Source organism: Mesorhizobium sp. BH1-1-4 (assembly GCF_020165665.1).
Lineage (GTDB): Bacteria > Pseudomonadota > Alphaproteobacteria > Rhizobiales > Rhizobiaceae > Mesorhizobium.
On record NZ_JAIUIN010000014.1, the window covers coordinates 50676 to 69370 of the forward strand.

At 63.1% G+C, this 18695-nt stretch carries 14 protein-coding genes; 6 read left to right on the top strand and 8 right to left on the bottom strand.

The genetic code is table 11. The features are described 5' to 3' along the window. Positions 1 to 308: 308 nt before the first annotated feature. Together LB569_RS21735 and LB569_RS21740 are read right to left on the bottom strand one after the other, a co-directional pair. Positions 309 to 1070 (bottom strand): ABC transporter permease, encoded by a 762-nt coding sequence (locus LB569_RS21735; protein WP_140703560.1) that lies wholly within the window; start codon positions 1068 to 1070, stop codon positions 309 to 311. Next, on the bottom strand, positions 1067 to 1993 hold the full coding sequence (locus LB569_RS21740; RefSeq protein WP_224694030.1) for an ABC transporter ATP-binding protein: 927 nt from the start codon (positions 1991 to 1993) through the stop codon (positions 1067 to 1069). The genes LB569_RS21735 and LB569_RS21740 overlap by 4 nt, the downstream gene beginning before the upstream one ends. Before the next feature lie 294 nt (positions 1994 to 2287). Here LB569_RS21740 and LB569_RS21745 point away from each other — a divergent pair, with 294 nt between their 5' ends. Then, a complete protein-coding gene (locus LB569_RS21745) occupies positions 2288 to 3649 on the top strand; it encodes a cytochrome ubiquinol oxidase subunit I (protein ID WP_224694031.1) in 1362 nt (453 codons plus the stop codon). A gap of 4 nt (positions 3650 to 3653) precedes the next feature. After that, positions 3654 to 4658: a cytochrome d ubiquinol oxidase subunit II gene (locus tag LB569_RS21750; protein ID WP_224694032.1), complete on the top strand. Its 1005-nt coding sequence runs from the start codon at positions 3654 to 3656 to the stop codon at positions 4656 to 4658. Between the two features lie 29 nt (positions 4659 to 4687). Here the strand turns inward: LB569_RS21750 and LB569_RS21755 are convergent, their stop codons facing one another. Further along, positions 4688 to 7276, bottom strand: a complete 2589-nt coding sequence (locus LB569_RS21755) for an ATP-binding protein (RefSeq protein WP_224694081.1) — start codon at positions 7274 to 7276, stop codon at positions 4688 to 4690. A gap of 215 nt (positions 7277 to 7491) precedes the next feature. Here LB569_RS21755 and LB569_RS21760 point away from each other — a divergent pair, with 215 nt between their 5' ends. Further along, positions 7492 to 7764 carry a DUF4242 domain-containing protein gene (locus LB569_RS21760; protein WP_224694033.1) on the top strand — a complete coding sequence of 91 codons (273 nt, stop codon included), beginning with the start codon at positions 7492 to 7494 and terminating at the stop codon, positions 7762 to 7764. 162 nt (positions 7765 to 7926) lie between these two features. Here the strand turns inward: LB569_RS21760 and msrA are convergent, their stop codons facing one another. The 4 genes from msrA to LB569_RS21780 form a co-directional block, all read right to left on the bottom strand. Continuing rightward, complete coding sequence (gene msrA, locus LB569_RS21765) at positions 7927 to 8655, bottom strand: peptide-methionine (S)-S-oxide reductase MsrA (RefSeq protein WP_224694034.1); 729 nt, start codon at positions 8653 to 8655, stop codon at positions 7927 to 7929. Between the two features lie 214 nt (positions 8656 to 8869). Then, positions 8870 to 9148: a hypothetical protein gene (locus tag LB569_RS21770; protein ID WP_224694035.1), complete on the bottom strand. Its 279-nt coding sequence runs from the start codon at positions 9146 to 9148 to the stop codon at positions 8870 to 8872. A gap of 86 nt (positions 9149 to 9234) precedes the next feature. Then, the gene (locus tag LB569_RS21775) at positions 9235 to 9939 is read right to left on the bottom strand and encodes a DUF1223 domain-containing protein (RefSeq protein ID WP_224694036.1); all 705 of its coding nucleotides are present in this window, start codon (positions 9937 to 9939) and stop codon (positions 9235 to 9237) included. A 358-nt stretch (positions 9940 to 10297) separates the two neighbouring features. Then, the gene (locus tag LB569_RS21780; protein ID WP_224694037.1) at positions 10298 to 11362 is read right to left on the bottom strand and encodes a TadE/TadG family type IV pilus assembly protein; all 1065 of its coding nucleotides are present in this window, start codon (positions 11360 to 11362) and stop codon (positions 10298 to 10300) included. A gap of 208 nt (positions 11363 to 11570) precedes the next feature. Between LB569_RS21780 and lepA the strand changes: the two genes are divergently transcribed. The 3 genes from lepA to LB569_RS21795 all read left to right on the top strand — a co-directional run bounded on the left by lepA (position 11571) and on the right by LB569_RS21795 (position 16172). Beyond that, positions 11571 to 13376: a translation elongation factor 4 gene (gene lepA / locus LB569_RS21785; RefSeq protein WP_224694038.1), complete on the top strand. Its 1806-nt coding sequence runs from the start codon at positions 11571 to 11573 to the stop codon at positions 13374 to 13376. A gap of 101 nt (positions 13377 to 13477) precedes the next feature. Further along, positions 13478 to 15577: a TPR end-of-group domain-containing protein gene (locus tag LB569_RS21790; protein ID WP_224694039.1), complete on the top strand. Its 2100-nt coding sequence runs from the start codon at positions 13478 to 13480 to the stop codon at positions 15575 to 15577. 112 nt (positions 15578 to 15689) lie between these two features. Then, entirely contained in the window at positions 15690 to 16172 is a 483-nt protein-coding gene (locus LB569_RS21795; protein ID WP_224694040.1) for a hypothetical protein, read from the top strand. A gap of 573 nt (positions 16173 to 16745) precedes the next feature. Here LB569_RS21795 and LB569_RS21800 read toward each other — a convergent pair. After that, positions 16746 to 18386 (bottom strand): ABC transporter substrate-binding protein, encoded by a 1641-nt coding sequence (locus tag LB569_RS21800; RefSeq protein WP_224694082.1) that lies wholly within the window; start codon positions 18384 to 18386, stop codon positions 16746 to 16748. Between the last annotated feature and the right edge of the window lie 309 nt (positions 18387 to 18695).

Genomic DNA, 18695 nt, shown 5'->3' on the forward strand with positions numbered 1-18695 from the left:
TAAGCTCTATGTACATATCTTCCGTGACTTGCGTGACTGATCGGCGCGACACTTGATTGCCATGTGGCTCCCCCAATCCGTCGCTGCTTCGCAGGAGGGAAAGGAAGGGAGCCTCATTGGAAAAGCGTTGACGGCAAAAAGCTTGGCGCCTTTCCTCTACCCCGTCGATCGGGGGGTCCGAAGGACGGGCGAGACCCGTGGCTCGCCCCGGCAAGGTGGCTCGGCGAAGCCGAGACGGAGTGGGGGTCGACCAGCGCAGCGTAAGACAATGCATGCGCCAAGCTGCCACGCACACCAGACCAACCGCGTCAGTTGCGCAGCCGGTAGCCGGTCTTGAAAATCCAGGCGACGATCGCGATACAGACGCCCAGGAAGACCAGCGTCATGCCGAGGCTGACCCCGACCGAAACATCGGCCTTGCCGTAGAAGCTCCAGCGGAAGCCGCTGATCAGGTAGACCACCGGATTGAACAGCGTGATCGTCTTCCAGATGCCGGGCAGCATGTGGATCGAATAGAAGCTGCCGCCGAGGAAGGTCAGCGGGGTGATGATCAGCAGCGGTACCAACTGCAGCTGCTCGAAGCTTTTCGCCCAGATTCCGATGATGAAGCCGAACAGGCTGAAGGTCACCGCCGTCAGGACCAGGAAGGAGAGCATCCAGAACGGATGTTCAATGTGGAGCGGCACGAACAGCGAGGCGGTGGCCAGGATGATCAGGCCGAGGATGATCGACTTGGTGGCCGCGCCGCCGACATAGGCGATGACGATCTCCAGATAGGAGACCGGCGCCGACAGGAGTTCGTAGATCGAGCCGACGAATTTCGGGAAATAGATGGCGAAGGACGCGTTGGAGATCGACTGCGTCAAGAGCGACAGCATGATCAGGCCCGGCACGATGAAGGCGCCGTAGCTGATGCCGTCGATCTCGGTGATGCGCGAGCCGATGGCCGAGCCGAAGACGACGAAATAGAGCGATGTCGAGATGACCGGTGAGATGATGCTCTGCAGCACGGTGCGGAACGCACGCGCCATCTCGACCCGGTAGATCGCCCATACAGCGCGCAGGTTCATGGCTCTTGCCTCAGAAGATTGACGAAGATCTCCTCGAGCGAGCTGTTCTTGGTGTCGATATCGCGGAACTGGACGCCTGCCGCCTCGAGATCCCTGATCAGCGAGGCAACGCCCGGCCGGTCGCTCTGGTTGTCATAGGTGTAGGTGAGCTGGTTGCCGTCGACCGACAGTTCGAGCGCATAGCGCGAAAGCCCTTCGGGCACGCTGGCGAGCGGCGCGCGCAGCTCCATCGTCATCTGCTTGCGGCCGAGCTTGCGCATCAGCTCGGCCTTGTCCTCGACCAGGATGATCTCGCCGCGGTTGATGACGCCGACGCGGTCGGCCATGGCCTCGGCTTCCTCGATATAGTGGGTGGTGAGGATGATGGTGACGCCGTCCTCGCGCAGCCGGCGCACCATTTCCCACATGTCCTGGCGCAACTCGACGTCGACGCCGGCGGTCGGCTCGTCGAGAAACAGGATGCGCGGCTCGTGCGACAGCGCCTTGGCGATCATCAGCCGCCGCTTCATGCCGCCCGACAGGGTGATGGCCTTGGCGTCCTTCTTGTCCCACAGCGACAGGTCGCGCAGCACCTTTTCGACAAAGGCCGGATTGGCCGGCTTGCCGAACAGACCGCGGCTGTAATTGACGGTGGCCCAGACGCTCTCGAAGGCGTCGATGGTGAGCTCCTGCGGCACCAGCCCGATCAGGCTGCGCGCGGCGCGATAGTCCCTGTTGATGTCATGACCATCGACGGTGACGGTGCCCGACGAGCGGTTGACGATGCCGCAGACGATCGAGATCAGCGTCGTCTTGCCGGCGCCATTGGGGCCGAGCAGCGCGAAGATCTCGCCGCGCTCTATGTCGAGATTGACTTGTTTGAGCGCGGTGAAGCCGGTGGCGTAGGTCTTGGAGACCCCGGAAATGGACAGAATGGAGGGCATGGCTGAAAACGGCTGCCTGAAAGAGGTGACTTGATATAGGCCTGTTGTCGGCCAGTGCAACCACAAGTCAATGCCCTGCTGCCAGTTCTGGACATCGAGGCTCGGGGCCGGCTGGAAATGCATCGCCTGCAACCGGTAAAATTGTCCTGTGGCGTTGAGCCTCGCGGCAGGACGCCGCTTTGACCTGACCACGCTTCGGGCCTATCCTCCGCCAGTATTGGAGCAATTCCAGGAAAAGTGTAGCGCGCTTTCCCTTGGGAATTGCGTCGAAATAATAAGCAGCCGGAGCCCGCCATGGACCCGCTTATTCTGTCGCGTATGCAGTTCGGCGCGAATATTTCGTTCCATATCCTGTTTCCGACGATCACCATTGCGCTTGGCTGGGTGCTGCTGTTCTTCAAGCTGCGCTACAACGCGACCAATGATTCCGCCTGGATGCGCGCCTATTTCACCTGGGTGAAGGTGTTCGCGCTGTCCTTTGCCATGGGCGTCGTCTCGGGCGTCACCATGAGCTTCCAGTTCGGCACCAACTGGCCGGGCTACATGCAGCATGTCGGCAACATCGCCGGGCCGCTGCTGGCCTATGAGATCCTCACCGCCTTCTTCCTCGAGGCCGCCTTCCTCGGCATCATGCTGTTCGGCTTCCGCCGCGTCTCCAACCGCGTCCACACGCTGGCGACGGTGCTGGTCGCCGGCGGCACGACGCTCTCGGCCTTCTGGATCATCGCGCTCAATTCCTGGATGCAGACCCCGGCCGGCTTCGAGATGCGCGACGGCGTCGCGCACGCCGTCGACTGGTGGGCCATCGTCTTCAACCCGTCCATGCCCTACCGGCTGGTGCACATGCTGCTCGCCTCGGGGCTGACTGTGTCGTTCCTGATCGCCGGCCTGTCGGCGCTGCGCTACCTCCATGGCGACCGTTCGGAATCGATGTGGAAGGCGCTGCGCACCGGCGTCTTCACCGCCGCCATCCTCATCCCGATCCAGATTCTTGCCGGCGACCAGCATGGGCTGAACACGCTGGAGCACCAGCCGCAGAAGATCGCGGCCATGGAAGCCAACTGGAACACGGGGCCTAACGTGCCTCTGGTGCTGTTCGCGCTGCCCGACGAGGCGGCGAAGGAAAACAGATTTGAGATCGCCATTCCCGACGGCGCCAGCCTTATCCTGCGGCACAGCACCGACGGTGTCGTGCCGGGGCTGAACGATTATCCGGGCAACCATCCGCCGGTCTTTCCGCTCTTCTGGAGTTTTCGCATCATGGTCGGCACCGGGCTTTTGATGCTCGCCGTGTCGTGGTCGGCGGCCTTCTTCCTCAAGCGCCGGCATTCGCTGCCCAGGCCGCTCGCCATGCTGATGGTGCCGATGGCGTTGTCGGGCTGGCTGGCGACGCTCGCCGGTTGGTACACGACCGAGATCGGCCGCCAGCCCTGGCTGGTGACGGGGGTGCTGAAAACCGCCGACGCCGTAGGTCCGGTGGCCGGCAGCCATGTCGCGCTGACGCTCGCCATCTACCTCCTGCTCTATGTGCTGTTGCTGATCGCCTATCTCGGCGTGCTGGTGCACCTGGCGCTGAAGGCGGCCAAGGATGGCGATTCCTCGCCGCTGCCGGGCGTGATGAAGATAGCGATGTCGCAACCGGCGGCGGAGGAGTGAGAAAATGAGCTACGACTGGTCAACCCTGCTCCCGCTGATCTTCGCCGGCCTGATGGGCCTCGCCATCCTGATCTATGTCATCCTCGACGGGTTCGACCTCGGCATCGGCATCCTGTTCGCGGCGGCAGAAGACACCGAACAGGACACGATGATCGCCGCGATCGGCCCGTTCTGGGACGCCAACGAAACCTGGCTGGTGCTGGCCGTCGGCCTGCTGCTGGTCGCCTTCCCGCTGGCGCATGGCCTCATCCTCACCGCACTCTACATTCCCGTCTTCGTGCTTCTGGTCGGGCTGATCCTGCGCGGCGTCGCCTTCGACTTCCGCGCCAAGGTGCCGGCGGGGAAGAAACATCGCTGGAATCGTATTTTCTTCCTGGGCTCGGTCATCGCCTCGCTGGCGCAAGGCTATATGCTGGGCGTCTATGTGCTCGGCCTCGATGTCGGCGTGGGCGGCATGGCGTTCGGCGTGCTGGTGGCGTTCTGCCTGGCGGCAGCCTACGCGGCGATGGGCGCTGCCTGGGTGATCTACAAGGCCGAAGGCGAGCTGCAGAAGAAGGCGGTGCGCTGGCTGCGCACGGCCCTGGTGCTGACCGCGCTCGGCATGGCCGCCGTGTCGCTGGCCACGCCCTTCGCCAGCCCGCGCATCTTCGCCAAATGGTTCGTCTGGCCGGAAATGCTCTATCTGTCGCCGCTGCCGATCCTGTCGGCGCTGCTGTTTTTCTGGCTGTGGCGGCAGACCTTCGATCTGCCCAAGCCCGACGATCGCCATGCGATCCGGCCGTTCCTGACGCTCGCCGCCATCTTCGCGCTTGGCTTTGCCGGTCTCGCCTGGTCGTTCTACCCGTTCGTGGTGCCCGACAAACTGACCATCTGGCAGGCGGCGTCGGCGCCCGAAAGCCTCGCCATCATCCTGGTCGGCACCGTGGTGGTGCTGCCGGTGATCATCTTCTATTCGTTCTACGCCTACCGGGTGTTCGGCGGCAAGGCGACGGATCTTACCTACGACTGAGGCCCCGGCCGTTCGAACCGCCAGCCGCCTCAGATCAGCCCTGAGTCGCGCGCGGCGGCGGTGGCCTCGCCACGAGACACGGCATCGAGCTTGCCAAGCACCGCCGAGACATGGTGGTCGACGGTCTTGGGCGAAATGGCGAGATGCTCGGCAATGCGCTTGTTGGACAGGCCGCGCTCGATCAGCTGCAGCACCTCCATCTGCCGCTGGGTCAGGCCGGCGCTGTTGGCACGCGTCGTGCGGCGCGGCCCCCGGGCGATATGGATGACGCCGTTTTGCCGCATGATGTCGCGTACATGGCTTGCGACCGGCCGGGCGCCGAGCGCCTCGAGAATCTCCAGCGCCGTCCGCTGCGCGGCCTCGTCGGCCTGGGCGAGCGCCAGCGCGCGTTCGTAAGGGGCGTCGAGTTCCGCCCAGACCGCGGCCGCCCCACGCCAGTCGCCAGCCAGCAGCATCCGGTAGGGCGCGGCCATGCCTGATGCGTCGCCCGGATCGATGTCGGGTGCCAGCAGCTGCCGCCAGCCGGCCAGTTCGGCGAACACCGCCCGCGTCGGCGACAAGCCCTCGGCAAGGCCGATCAGCCGCAACGCCTCGTCCTTGTCCGCGTCGCCCAGCCAGGCCTGTTCGGCGATCACCGCCGCGTAGGGCAACAGACGTTGCAGCTCGGTTCCCTTTTCCAGGAACTGCTTCATCTCCGCCAGCAGCAGCTCAGCCGATGGGTCGCCGCGACGGACCCTTAGCCGCGACAGCGCCACGAGGGCCGGATAGCGCACGAGGGCCGCGGCATGATTGCCGGCGAGGACTTCAACCGCCTCGGCGGCCGCTTCGTCCCACCGTCCATGACGCAGCAGCAATTGCGCCCGCACGCCGCGCATGTAGTCGCGCCAGGTCGCGAGATCGTTCTCGACGCAATAGTCGATGCCGCGATCGAGGAAGGACTGCGCCTGGCTGTAGTCCAGCTGATTCATGCCGCTGCAGGCGCAGTTGGTGAAGGCACGCGCGGCGTGTTCCTGAAAATTCTGGGCGAGCGCGATTTCAAGGCTGCGGGCAAGACGCAGCCGCCCGCTGTTCGGGTCCACCCACTGCTCGGCGGCGCCGACATTGTTAAGCGCGTGGCAGACAATGTCCGGCCGGTCCAACTCTTCGGCAAGCCTGATCGCCGTGGCGCCCAGCGACAAGGTCTCGTCGAGCCGTTCGGCCAGCATCGCCAGCTGCGAGAGATTGGAATAGGCCATGGCCAGTTCCGGCCCGGCTGGCGCCGTCTCGAGCAGCGTCACCGCCTGGGCGCCGAACAGGTCGGCGGCCTGCCGGTCGCCGACCAGATAGGAAAACCGCGATAGCCACCGGAGGCTGTCACCTTCCCTGAGCACGTCGCCCAGCGCGCGATGCAGGGCCCCTGCGTGTTCCTGCGCCTTGATCGCCTCGTCGATGCGGCCGATCAGATGGCACTCGAAGGCATATTGCTCGTAAAGTCCGGCCCGGTCTTGCGCGGCCAGGCTGTCGGCCTGGCGCAAGGCGACCTCGTAGTAACCCGCGGCGTCGCGATGGGCACCGACACGAGAGGCCTCGCGGGCGGCAACAGGCGCCAGTTCGCGCACCGTGTCCAGATTGTGCGCCTCCACCGCGTGATGGACCAGCCGCGCCGTGGCGATGCCATTCCGTTCGCGCAGCGCGGACAGCGCGCGCTGGTTGAACTCGCGTCTGTGGCTGGTCGTCAGCATGGCCTCGATGGCGCGGCGGGCGATCTCGTGGCGGAAGGCATAGGCGTCGCCGAGATCGTCGAGCAGGCCATTGGAGACGCATTCCGCAAGCTGGCCGGCGCTGGCCACGCCGCACAGGCCGGTAAGGGCCCAGGCGTCGGCGCGCCTTGGAAACACCGAGACCGCATCGAGCATCGCGCGGGCGCCGGTCGACAGGCGTTCGGCGCGCGCCAGCACCGCTTCGCGCACGCTGAGCGGCAGCGCCGTTTCATTTTCGGCGCTCAGCAGTTCGGTGACGAAAAAGGCGTTGCCGGCACTTGCCCGGTAGATGGCGTCGCCGTCGCGGCCGGCGGCCGCGGCAAGCGACAACACCGCCCTCTCGCTGAGCAGCGGCACATCGATGCGCGCAACGCTGCCGGCCGGAATTTCGCCCAGCGCGCGGCGCACGCGCATCTGGCCCTCGCTGCGGTCGGTGCGCGCCGTCAAAAGCAGGAGGATGTGGGTGTTGGCGATGCGCCGGCCGAGAAATCGGACGAAGTCGAGCGTCGCGTCATCGGCCCAGTGCAGGTCCTCGATTACCAGAAGCGTCGGCTGGGTCCTGGTCTCGAAGACTTCGAGCGCATCGGAAAACACCGGCAACTTCTGTCCCTGCCGCACGTCGATCGCTTGCGGCATTGCCCATTGCGCCTCGCGGGCGAGATCATAGAGCGGCCCGAGCGGGTCGGGAATCGACAGATCCTCGCAGGCGCTGCGCAAAATTCGTGTGCCATCGCTGCCCGCGCCGATGAAAGCCTCGACAAGCGCCGACTTGCCGGCGCCCGCCTCCCCAACCAACGCCGCGACATGGCCGTGGCCGCGCGCCGCCTCAGCCAGAAGGCTGCCCAGGTGCTCCAGTTGTGCCTGCCGTTCCAGAAGCATCGTCATTCGCACGGATTGATCCGTTCTGCCGCCGCCCAAACCCCGATTCATGCGCCACGATAGGCGTGTTTGGTATCCGCTGTGTGGCTCCGAGGCCAATATGGGGAATCAATCGGGGAAACATGGGGAATGGTGCCGATGCGCGCCGCCGATGCGCATGGTCACACTCTGGCCGCGCTCGGATCGAGTGCGACGCAATAGAAAAGGGAAATCCCATGCCCCGTTACCTGGTTGAACGTACCTTTCCCGATGGCCTCAACATTCCGATGAACGATGCCGGCGCCGATGCGCTGGACGGCGTCATCATGCGTAATGCGGAAAAAGGCGTGACCTGGGTGCAGTCCTTCGTGTCCCCCGACAAGAAGCACACATTCTGCATCTACGACGCACCCTCGCCGGAAGCGATCCGCAGCACGGCCCAGAAGAATTCGCTGCCGGTCGACAAGATCACGGAGGTGCGGGTTCTCGACCCCTACTTTTACCGGTGACGGTGCGGCATCTCCCCCTGAGGGGGAGATGCCCGGCAGGCCAGAAGGGGTCGCCGGAGATGGAGCGCTAGCCTTCTTCTGTCGCAGGAAGTCGAGCCCGGTCGAACCGACCCCTCTGTCGCCTTTGGCGACATCTCCCCCTCGAGGGGGAGATAACCCTCATCAGTTGCTGGCCGACAGCACCAGCACCGGCTTGTCGCTGTAAAGCGCCGGGAACAGCGTCTTCAAATTCGCCACCTTGGGCAGGTCGTTGTAGACAATGTAGGGGTAGGTCGGGTTCAGCGTCAGGAAATCCTGGTGGTAGTTCTCGGCCGGGTAGAAGGTCTTGCCGGTCTCGATCGTGGTGACGATCTGCGCGCCGAACAGCTTGGCCTTGTCGAGCTGGGCGATGTAGCCCTGCGCGATGTTCTTCTGGGCATCGTTTTCGGCGAAGATCGTCGAGCGGTACTGGGTGCCCGAGTCCGGGCCCTGGTAGTTGAGCTGGGTCGGGTTGTGGGCGACCGAGAAATAGACCTGCAGCAGCTGGCCATAGGTCACCTCGGACGGATCATAGGTGATCTCGACGGATTCGGCGTGACCGGTGCGGCCGGTGCCGACCGTCTCGTAGACGGCGTCGTCCTTGGCGCCGCCGGTGTAGCCGGAAACGGCCTTGCTGACGCCCTTGACGTGCTGGAACACGCCCTGCACGCCCCAGAAGCAGCCGCCGGCGAAGATGGCCTTTTCGCTGCCCGTTGCGGCCTTTTCGTCCATCGCGGGCGGCGGGATCACCACCGCGTCCTCGGCTGAGCGCGCCGGGGTCTGCCAGAAGGCCGCCGCCGCCACCGCTGCGAAACCGAGCACGGCCAGCGCGCCGCGGGTAAAGAACGGTCGTGTCTTTTCGGTACCGGTCATGTCCTGATCTCCTGTTGTTGTTCCAGTATATACGAGGCAGGCCGCCAAGAGGTTCTCAATTTGCCGTGCGGCGGCCCCTGTCGGCGGGGCTCCCTCATCCGGCCCTTCGGGCCACCTTCTCCCCGAGGGGAGAAGAGGCTCGCGCCGGCGCCGACAGTCTCCTCTCCCCAGCAGGGAGAGGTTGGCCGAGCGAGGCTGGGGCGGCCGGCCCGGTTTACTGCGCCGGCTTCATCGCATCCGTCGCCGGTTTCATGGCATCCGCCGCGGGCTTCATCGCGTTGGTGGCCATCGGGTCGGCGGGCTTCATCGCGTCGGTCGCGGGCTTCATGGCATCCGCCGGCTTCATGGCATCCGTCGCGGGCTTCATGGCGTCGGTCGCCATCGCATTGGCGGGCTTCATGGCGTTGGTCGCGTCGTCGGCGCGGGCGCCGGCGACGAACATGGCGGCCGAAAGCGCGAAGGCGAGCGCCGGCAGGGTCAGATATCTGGTCATGGAAGTCTCCTTGGGTTTTGGCGCGCGCAAGCGGGCCGGGTGATGCGTTGCCGCGTTGCGCGGCCCCGTGCGGTAAAAGGGGATGATCAGTCGGTCGCGGCGGCCAGGATCGGCCCGCCGCCGGGTGACTGCACCAGCACGGCGGTGCTGAGGCCGCCGGAGGCCGCCGGCAGATCGAGCGTCTTGGCAGCGCCGGTCCAGCCGCCGAGTTTCGTCAGCGCGTGCACGACATTGGCATGCGGCAAGGTGCGGCCGGTGTTTTCGCCGCGCGCCACCGGCACTTCGACGACACCCTTGGTATAGCGCACCAGCCAGACGTCGGCGTGGCCGCCCGGTGCCGCGCCGGCGCCGATCGCGATCTTGCCGCCGCCGAGCGACAGCGACGGGCCGCCGGTCCTGGCCGTCGCAGCGATCAGATGTTCGATCTCGCCGGGTGCCGCGCCGACGACATCGGCATGGCCGTTGACCACCACTTGCGGCGTGAACGGCCCGTCATGGCCGAGCGGCGGCTCGTAGGAAACCTGGCGTCGGGTGAATTCCTGTTTGCCGAACGTGTCCTTCCAGCCGAGATAGTCCCAATAGGTGACGTTGAAGGACAGCGCCAGCACGCCGGGCCGGTCCTTGACCTTGATGAGGTTGGCATTGGCCGGTGGGCAGGACGAACAGCCCTGGCTGGTGAACAGCTCGACCACGGTGAGCGGCTGGGCGCTGGCCGCACCAAGCGCGGCGGCGAGCGCCAGCGTGGCGAGGCCGGACAATGCGAGGATCTTGCATGACATGACTGGCGACATCGGCTTGCTCCGTGGGAGGGCGCCACGATGCGCCGCTCATATCCCCACTTCGCCGCCGCCACGGGCTTCGTTACAACGCTCACCGGTTTGTGATTGAAGATGGTGGCGCGCGTGTTCCTTGCGGCCTCGGAGATTGGCGAAAACGGTGGTCGCATCCAATCTCCCCCCTTGTGGGGGAGATGTCCGGCAGGACAGAGGGGGGCGCCGTAGAGCGCTGATCGAGGTGAAATTCCACAATCATCGATCTTGGATTGACAGAGAGGAAATCGGGCCTAGCGGATGAACCTGTAAGGTCGGCGGGACAGCGCCCCCCTCTGGCCTGCCGGCCATCTCCCCCACGAGGGGGAGATCGGCAGTGTCACTGCGTCAGTGCGGTCTCCGAGGGCCGCTTGTTGTAGTCGCATTTGCCGGTGACGTTGTAGAAGAAGTCGGCGTTGCTGACTGGCGCGGGAACCGAGTTGCCGCCGTCTTCCCAAGCCTGATAGGCCGTCGCGCCGCAAGGCACGACGCTGAAGATGTCAACGGGTTGACCGGTGGCGGTCTCGGTCAGGCTGTTCGCGCTCAACCCGCTATAGAGCCGGTTGGACGTCGCGGGGTCGTTGGAGATCAGCTTTTTCGGGTTACCCGACGGCACATCCATCTGCAAATAGAGGCCGCCCATCTGGCTGACGTCGATCGCCGCGCCGGCGCTGTTGGCGGGATACATCGTATCGACACAGTAATATTTCGTGCCGCTCGCATCGGTCTTGAGGGTCACGCCCGTTGGCGGATTGTTGCCGACGGTGCAGACCTGGCTCTGGACAAGCGTGGTGACGGTGTTGCCGGCTGAATTCGTGGTCAAAACGTTGACGTTGGTGGTGCCGTAGCCCTTCGGGTCTTTGGTGTTGCCATAGACATAGTCGATCGTCATCAGCGGCTTGGCCACGGCCGCTCCGAACTGCGTGCCGTAGAGGGTCATCGTCTTGTTCCAGTAACCCGACACGCCGGTGACCTTGAAGGTCGCATTGACCAGCGCCGGCGGCTTGCTGACCGCCGAGGCCACGGCGATCGGCACGGTGTCGATCCTGGCGATCTGCATGAAAACGGTCGGCATGGCGAAGCTTGCCGTGGCCCGCGCGGTGGTGGCGGTGGTGGCGCTGCCAGCCACGAAGTTGGTCAGCGTCGCGGCGCCTTGTCCGCCATTGGCGGCGAAGGAATCCTGCAACAGCCCCTGGCGTTGCGCCAGCGTCGACGTGGTGTCCATGGTGGTGATCGTCAGGATCGCGGCATCGAGCGCCTGCTGCTGGTTGGACTTGGTCTGGACCGCGCCGGTATAGTCGACCGAGAAGCCGATGACCGCGATCAGCGGCATCAGGCTCACCAGGAAGAGCGGCATCATCGACCCGCTGCGGGAGCGGGCAAAGCCGCGCAAAACCCTGAACATTTCAAACCCTCGACGGACATTAGCGAGCGTGCAGTTACCACGCAGCCAGCAAACCAAGCTCTAATGTGATCGATCAAAGTTTATGCATTCTTGGCCCGCGGGCCGGTTTTTTCGATTCTTTTGCCGATTTCACCGCTTTGCGAGCGGCAAGGCGGCCCTTGGGCGCCAAGCCTTGCCGCCGCTTGCCGCCCCTGCTAAAGCGCGCGGCATGAGCACGCCCCTCGACCACATCCGCAATTTCTCCATCGTCGCCCATATCGACCATGGCAAATCCACGCTTGCCGACCGCCTGATCCAGTCGACCGGCGGGCTGGAGCTGCGCGACATGAAGGAGCAGGTGCTGGACTCGATGGACATCGAGCGCGAGCGCGGCATCACCATCAAGGCGCAGACGGTACGGCTGAAATACCGCGCCAACAATGGCGAGGACTATATCCTCAACCTCATCGACACGCCCGGCCATGTCGACTTCGCCTATGAAGTGTCGCGGTCGCTCGCCGCCTGCGAGGGTTCGCTGCTGGTGGTCGACGCCTCACAAGGGGTCGAGGCGCAGACGCTGGCCAATGTCTACCAGGCGATCGACAACAACCACGAGATCGTCGTGGTGCTGAACAAGGTCGACCTTCCGGCCGCCGAGCCCGAGCGCATCCGCGAGCAGGTCGAGGAGGTGATCGGCATCGACGCCTCCGGCGCCGTGCTGATCTCGGCCAAGACCGGCCTCGGCATTCCCGACGTGCTCGAGGCCATCGTCCACCAATTGCCGCCGCCGCGCGAGGGCGATGCCACGGCGCCGCTGAAGGCGATGCTGGTCGACAGCTGGTACGACGCCTATCTCGGCGTCATCGTGCTGGTGCGCATCATCGACGGCGTCTTGAAGAAGGGCCAGACCATCCGCATGATGGGCACCGGCGCCAAATACCTGGTCGAGCGCACCGGCGTGTTCACGCCCGCCCGCATCAATGTCGACGAGCTTGGCCCCGGCGAGTTCGGCTTCTTCACCGGCTCGATCAAGGAAGTGGCCGACACCCGCGTCGGCGACACCATCACCGAGGACAAGCGCCAGACGGCAAAGGCCCTGCCCGGCTTCAAGCCGGCGCAGCCGGTGGTGTTCTGCGGCCTGTTCCCGGTCGACGCCGCCGATTTCGAGGACCTGCGCGCCGCCGTCGGCAAACTGCGCCTCAACGACGCTTCTTTCTCTTATGAGATGGAAACCAGTGCCGCGCTCGGCTTCGGCTATCGCTGCGGCTTCCTTGGCCTGCTGCACCTGGAAATCATCCAGGAGCGGCTGGAGCGCGAGTTCAACCTCGACCTGATCGCCACGGCACCCTCCGTCGTCTACAGGCTGCAGCTCAATGACGGCACGATGAAGGAATTGCACAACCCGGCCGACATGCCCGACGTGGTGAAGATCGCGTCGATCGAGGAGCCGTGGATCCGCGCCACCATATTGACCCCCGACGACTATCTCGGCGGCATATTGAAACTCTGCCAGGACCGGCGCGGCATCCAGGCCGACCTGTCCTATGTCGGCAAGCGCGCCATGCTGACCTACGATCTGCCGCTCAACGAAGTGGTCTTCGATTTCTATGACCGGCTAAAGTCGATTTCAAAAGGCTACGCCTCGTTCGACTATCACCTGACCGACTACCGCGAGGGCGACCTGGTGAAGATGTCGATTCTGGTCAATGAGGAGCCGGTCGACGCGCTCTCCATGCTGGTCCACCGCACGGCGGCGGAAAAGCGCGGCCGCCAGATGGTGGAGAAGCTGAAGGAGCTGATCCCCAACCATCTCTTCAAGATCCCGGTCCAGGCCGCGATCGGCGGCAAGGTCATCGCGCGCGAAACCATCTCGGCGCTGCGCAAGGACGTGACCGCGAAATGCTACGGCGGCGACGTGAGCCGCAAACGCAAGCTGCTCGACAAGCAGAAAGAGGGCAAGAAGCGGATGCGGCAGTTCGGCAAGGTCGATATCCCGCAGGAGGCGTTTATCCAGGCGCTGAAGATGGGGGATTGAGAAGCCGGTTGGCGCGCATGGCGACCTCAAGCCCCCTGTAGGAGGGCGACGTGGCTCCCAGCGTCTATTGATTTACGTGCGGCGGTAGATACTATTCTGTTATGGGGAAATATTCATCAGAAGATGTAAAACGCTTAGCTGGATTCATACGGCACGCGAAAGACACTCGGCCTTTTTCTTTGTTGATAGGTGCCGGCTGCTCCAAAGCAGCTGGAATTCCACTCGCGCGAGAACTCATCAAGGAAATCAACGAAAGTTCTCAATTTCAACCGCACATCGCAAAGCTTAGCGATGATGATCGAAAAAGCTACGGGCGCCTTATGGCTTGCCTGAGTAAGAATGACAGAAAAGACCTACTCGGAAAATACCTAAAAGAAGCTAAAGTAAACTGGGCTAATATCGCCATAGCGGCAATGATGGCGTCTGGTTTTGTGTCAAGGACAATGACCTTCAATTTCGACAGCGTTCTTGCAAGAGCCTGCGGGATTTGCGGACTGTATCCAGCAACTTATGATTTCGTTACTGGAGCCTCCAGAACCACAGATCATATCGTTTCTCCAGCGATTATCCATCTTCATGGTCAGGGCTATGGTCTTTCCATGTTAAACTCCGATCAGGAGACAAAGGATCATGCTGAGAGGCTTCGCCCTTTGTTGATGGAGACAATAAGAACATCGCCACTTTTGGTCATCGGGTATAGTGGCTTGGCCGACGCGGTATTTCCAGTCATCGTAAGCGAGTTCGATGGGACAGAGCGGATGTTTTGGATTGGCCACGGCGATGACGCCGATGCAAACGTATCTCAGCTATTGGCAAAAAATCCACAACTCGCAGAATATTTTGGTGGCGCAGATGCAGATACGTTTCTTGTGCGGGTTGCTCAAGAACTTAACTGTTGGCCTCCGATGGTATTCCAAAATCCGATATCTCACATTAGAAATGAGATTTCTCCGATTACGAAATTTCCCATAGACGGAACGTCTGATGTTGGCGTGGACGTGTTGGAAGCTCTGCGAAAAAAGCTAGATCTGATCGAAATAGATCCAACCGTCGAAGATCTAGCACTTCGTGCTAGCATGGATCTCCTAAAGGGGGACTTTGGCGAAATTATAGCTGCTTCAAATAGAGGTGAGGACATCCCCCCGAGGGTACTGGCGGCGGCGTTGTTGGGAGAGGGAACCCAGATAATAGAAAAGGCAAGGGCATCCGGCGAGGCAGCTCTATTCGAAGCCGCGATTCAGAAGTTCAAGACGGCATTAGAAATACAGTCGGATAGCCACGAGGCCCTGACGTTCTGGGGTGACGCGCTGCTGGGCAAAGCCCGAGCCGCTGGCGAAACGACGCTGTTCGATTCGGCTGGCGAGAAGTACGAAGCGGCGCTCAATATCAAGCCGGACATTGCCGAGGCGCTGAACAATTGGGGTAACGCGATGTTGGCTAAAGCTAGGATAACCGGCGATACCTCGCAATTAGATGAGATTATCAGCAAGTACGAAGCGGCATTGAAGATTAAGCCCGATAGTTATGAGATGCTGAACAACTGGGGCAGTGCGCTGATGGAAAAAGCGGAGGCCACCGGTGATCCGGCCCTGCTTGATGTGGTCTGCGAAAAGTACGAGACGGCGCTGAAGGTTAAGCCCGACAGTTATGAGGCGCTAAATAACTGGGGCAATGCTCTAATGGCCAAGGCTAAGGCTAGTGCAGCTGGCAGCACGGCGCTGATTGACGCGGCCTGCGAAAAATACGAAGCGGCGTCGAAGATCAGACCCCACAGTTATGAGGCGGCGATTAACTGGGGCAACGCGCTTCTCGCCAAGGCCAAGGTTGCTGGCAATGCCGCGCTGTTTGATGCGGCCGGTGAAAAGTACGAAGCGGCACTGGAGGCTAAGCCAAATAGCTACGATGCACTGAATAATTGGGGCACCGCGTTGTTGGCCAAGGCCAATGCCACCGGGGATACGACTTTATTTGACACGATCCGCGACAAGCTCGAAAAAGCCCTGAAGATAAAGCCAACCGAAGCGTATAATATGGCATGTTTATGCGCGCTGGAAGGTAACACGAATAGCGCCAGGACTCATTTAGAAGCGTGCGCCGCTGTCGGCTCACTTCCATCCAGGGCACACCTTGAGACAGATACCGACTTAGCCAGTCTCAGGCACTTCCCTTGGTTTCAAGAAATTCTTAGGGACGCACCATAGAAATCGTTCTTCCGGCCGCCCGATGGTTTCGTCTCGGTGGCCGATGGCAAACTCGTGCTTGCATAGCATTGTGATCGCTGTAGACGCTTTCATCTGGCTTGGGCAGACCTCAATGCGCAGTAATTTTCTGGACACCGTCGCCACCGGCCTCGCCATCGGGGGCGCCTTCGGCCTTGCCGGCACCTTCATGGCGAGCGATGCGTTGCGCGAAACACTCTGGGCGATCGATGGCGTGCCGCTGGTGGTGGCGACGGCACTGCTGACGATGAAATACCAGCGCCTCGGCAATGATTGCGTGGCCGCGGGCTTCCTGACCTTCCTTGCCGGCGAGAGCCTGCTTCTGGCTGGCAACGCGGCTGGCTTGCCAGCCAGCGTGCCTTCCTATGTCGGCGGCATCCCACTTTGGGCGGCGGCTCTGATCCTGGTCAGCGTGCCGAATACGTTTGCGCTGTGGATGCGGCTGACCGCGCTCGTCGCCGCCGTGCTGTTCCTGGTGTCGGTGGGCATGGTGCTGTGGGGCGCGCGCCTGCTGCCGACCTCGGCGCCGCTGCCGACGGCAGGCTATCCCTTCCTGGTGCTGACCTTTGCTGGGTGAATCTGGACGCTGGTGGGGGATGGGCGGTGAGGGATGAACGCTGCTGTCGGAATCCGTGACAGGAAGACCGGCGTTGGCGCTGCCCCTCATCTGCCTGCCTGCATCCCGGCCCTTCGCTATCCCTTCGGGCGTTCGTCATTCGAAAAGCCAAGCAATTGGCTTTTCGTCCGCTATGCGGATCATTCCTCACCCCCGTAAACGGGGCGAAGGGGCTGGCATTGCCGCTTTCGCCAATCGCAGACGTTGCAGGAAGGGCGCCGGGTTTGCGGCCAGCCCTCTCGCCCCGTTTACGGGGAGAGATGTCCGGCAGGACAGTGAGGGGCGGCGCTGAGGGTGAAGGTGAGGCGCGGGCGCGACGCTGCTTCCCTGCTCCCCTTGTGGGAGAAGGTGGATCGGCGCGCAGCGCCGAGACGGATGAGGGGTGTTCCAGCGGAGTGAGGCGGTGGAAAGGATTGGGCGCACAGCGCTTAGTTCTGCAAGGCGGCGATCCGTCACGCACCCCTCATCCGTCTTGCCGCTTCGCGGCAATCCACCTTCTCCCACAGGGGGAGAAGGAAGAACGCCGCGCCAACCTCAACTTTCAATCCAGACCTTCTCAAAATGCTGCTCCAGCGCCTGGTGCTGTTCGCAGCCTTCCACCCCCTTGCGATAGGTCCGGTAGACCGAGCGCCAGTAGGGTTGAATGATGATGCCTGAGTCACGCAGGTTCCGCTCGATCTCGGCCATGATCTCCTTGCGGGCCTTGGGGTCGGGCATGGCCAGCGCCTTGTCGAGCAGCGCGTCGAATTCCTTCGAGGCGTAGGCGCTTTCGTTCCAGGCGGCGCCGGATTTGTAGGCCAGCGCCAGCACCTGGACGCCGAGCGGGCGGCCGAGCCATTCGGTGCAGGAATAGGGGAACTTGCTCCAGTCGTTCCAGAAGGTGGCGGCGGGCAGCACGGTGCGCTTGATTTTCAGGCCGGCCTCGCGTATCTGCGCGGCGATGGCATCGGCCGTGTTCTTCTGCCATTCGACGTCGACCGAAATCAGCTCATATTCGTGGTCCGCCTTGCCGGATTCGGCGAGCAGTGTCTTCGCCTGCTCGACATCGCGCTTGGCCGGGCCGATATCGGCAAACTCAGGATGCATGGGGCCGACATGGTGGTTGTCGGCGGGTTTGCCGCGGCCGTCGAGGCCGAGCTTCAGCACGGCGGAATTGTCGACGGCGAGCTGGGCGGCGCGGCGCAGCTTGACGTCGTCATAGGGCGCGTTGGAGACATTGAAGCGGGCAACGATGGTCGAGCCGGTGGCGATCTCGGAATTCTTCAGCCCCATCTTGTCGGTCTGCGAGACGGCATCGGAAGCGGTTTCGTGGTCGGTGTCGATCTCGCCGGATTCGAAGGCCGACAACATGGCGTTGGGGTCGGAGCCGTAGTCGATCCACCTGATACCATCCAGGTAGAACTCGCCCTTCCACCAGGGCTTGTCCTTTCGCTTCACCTCCGCACCCGTCTCGGCGTCCCATTTGACCAGCTCGCAAGGGCCGGTGGTGATGGCAAGCGCCTTCATGGGGTCGCCGTCGCCATCATAGGAGCGGTGCATGATCAGCGCGGGATAGTCGGCCATGCCGGCGATCAGCGAAATGTCTGGCTTCGGCAGGTTGAGCTTGATCGTGTAGTCGTCGACCTTCTCGATGCCGCCATCGACCGCCTTCTTGGTGTCGGCGTTGACCAGCGCGCCCATGCGCGCGGCGACCGAATTGCCGGCGACGCCGGCCTCGCACCAGCGGGTCAGGTTGTGGACGACATCGTCGGCGTTGAAGGCGCCGCCGTTCGACCACGAAATCCCCTTGCGCACGTGCAGCGTCAGCGTCTTGGCGTCGTCGCTCATCTCCCATTTTTCCAGGAGCCACGGCTCGAACGAGAAATCGGTGTTCCAGCGCACCAGATATTCGTTGCAATGGCGCGCCACGTTGGACATTTCGACGCCGTCGAAGGTGCGCGGGTCCTTGAAGCCCTTGACGTTCATGGCGACGCGCAAGGTTCCGCCCTTCTTGGGCTCGGCGGCGCGGGCCGGCGTCGCGGTCAGGCCGCCCAGGGCAAAAGCGCCGGCGGCGCTGACGCCGAGTCCGGCCATCAGCGCCAGATATTCGCGGCGGCTGATGCCGCCCTTCCTGAAATCGTCGGCGACGGGTCTGGCGCGCGGGTGCAGGTTCCTGTCGGTCAGCATGAATCTCATCATCGTTCCCTCTTTTGTTGGTGCATGCCGGCCGGACTGCGCAGGGGAATGCACGAAAACAGGCTCGCCCCGGCGAAATCGCCACGCGAGGCGGTCGCGACCACCGGGGCGTCGTTGCCTGAGAGGGAATGATAGGGCGAGGGGACGGCGCGGAGTGTTCGGGAATCCGCAGGAGTTATGCGGTGTTCCGCAGGGGGCGGGCACCCGCTCTCGCGGCTTCGTCATCCACGGGCGGAGCAAGGAGCGTAGCGACGCGGCGCAGACCCGAGGATCCATGCCGCGACCTTGCTGACGGGTGCAGCGGTGCAG

What these genes read in the sequence shown, in the direction of transcription:
- LB569_RS21790 (WP_224694039.1), top strand. Translation starts at nt 13,478, where the DNA reads ATGGGGAAATATTCATCAGAAGATGTAAAACGCTTAGCTGGATTCATA.
- LB569_RS21745 (WP_224694031.1), top strand. Translation starts at nt 2,288, where the DNA reads ATGGACCCGCTTATTCTGTCGCGTATGCAGTTCGGCGCGAATATTTCG.
- LB569_RS21755 (WP_224694081.1), bottom strand. Translation starts at nt 7,276, where the DNA reads ATGCTTCTGGAACGGCAGGCACAACTGGAGCACCTGGGCAGCCTTCTG.
- LB569_RS21795 (WP_224694040.1), top strand. Translation starts at nt 15,690, where the DNA reads ATGCGCAGTAATTTTCTGGACACCGTCGCCACCGGCCTCGCCATCGGG.
- LB569_RS21760 (WP_224694033.1), top strand. Translation starts at nt 7,492, where the DNA reads ATGCCCCGTTACCTGGTTGAACGTACCTTTCCCGATGGCCTCAACATT.
- LB569_RS21740 (WP_224694030.1), bottom strand. Translation starts at nt 1,993, where the DNA reads ATGCCCTCCATTCTGTCCATTTCCGGGGTCTCCAAGACCTACGCCACC.
- LB569_RS21770 (WP_224694035.1), bottom strand. Translation starts at nt 9,148, where the DNA reads ATGACCAGATATCTGACCCTGCCGGCGCTCGCCTTCGCGCTTTCGGCC.
- LB569_RS21780 (WP_224694037.1), bottom strand. Translation starts at nt 11,362, where the DNA reads ATGTTCAGGGTTTTGCGCGGCTTTGCCCGCTCCCGCAGCGGGTCGATG.
- LB569_RS21750 (WP_224694032.1), top strand. Translation starts at nt 3,654, where the DNA reads ATGAGCTACGACTGGTCAACCCTGCTCCCGCTGATCTTCGCCGGCCTG.
- LB569_RS21800 (WP_224694082.1), bottom strand. Translation starts at nt 18,386, where the DNA reads ATGAGATTCATGCTGACCGACAGGAACCTGCACCCGCGCGCCAGACCC.
- LB569_RS21775 (WP_224694036.1), bottom strand. Translation starts at nt 9,939, where the DNA reads ATGTCGCCAGTCATGTCATGCAAGATCCTCGCATTGTCCGGCCTCGCC.
- msrA (WP_224694034.1), bottom strand. Translation starts at nt 8,655, where the DNA reads ATGACCGGTACCGAAAAGACACGACCGTTCTTTACCCGCGGCGCGCTG.
- LB569_RS21735 (WP_140703560.1), bottom strand. Translation starts at nt 1,070, where the DNA reads ATGAACCTGCGCGCTGTATGGGCGATCTACCGGGTCGAGATGGCGCGT.
- lepA (WP_224694038.1), top strand. Translation starts at nt 11,571, where the DNA reads ATGAGCACGCCCCTCGACCACATCCGCAATTTCTCCATCGTCGCCCAT.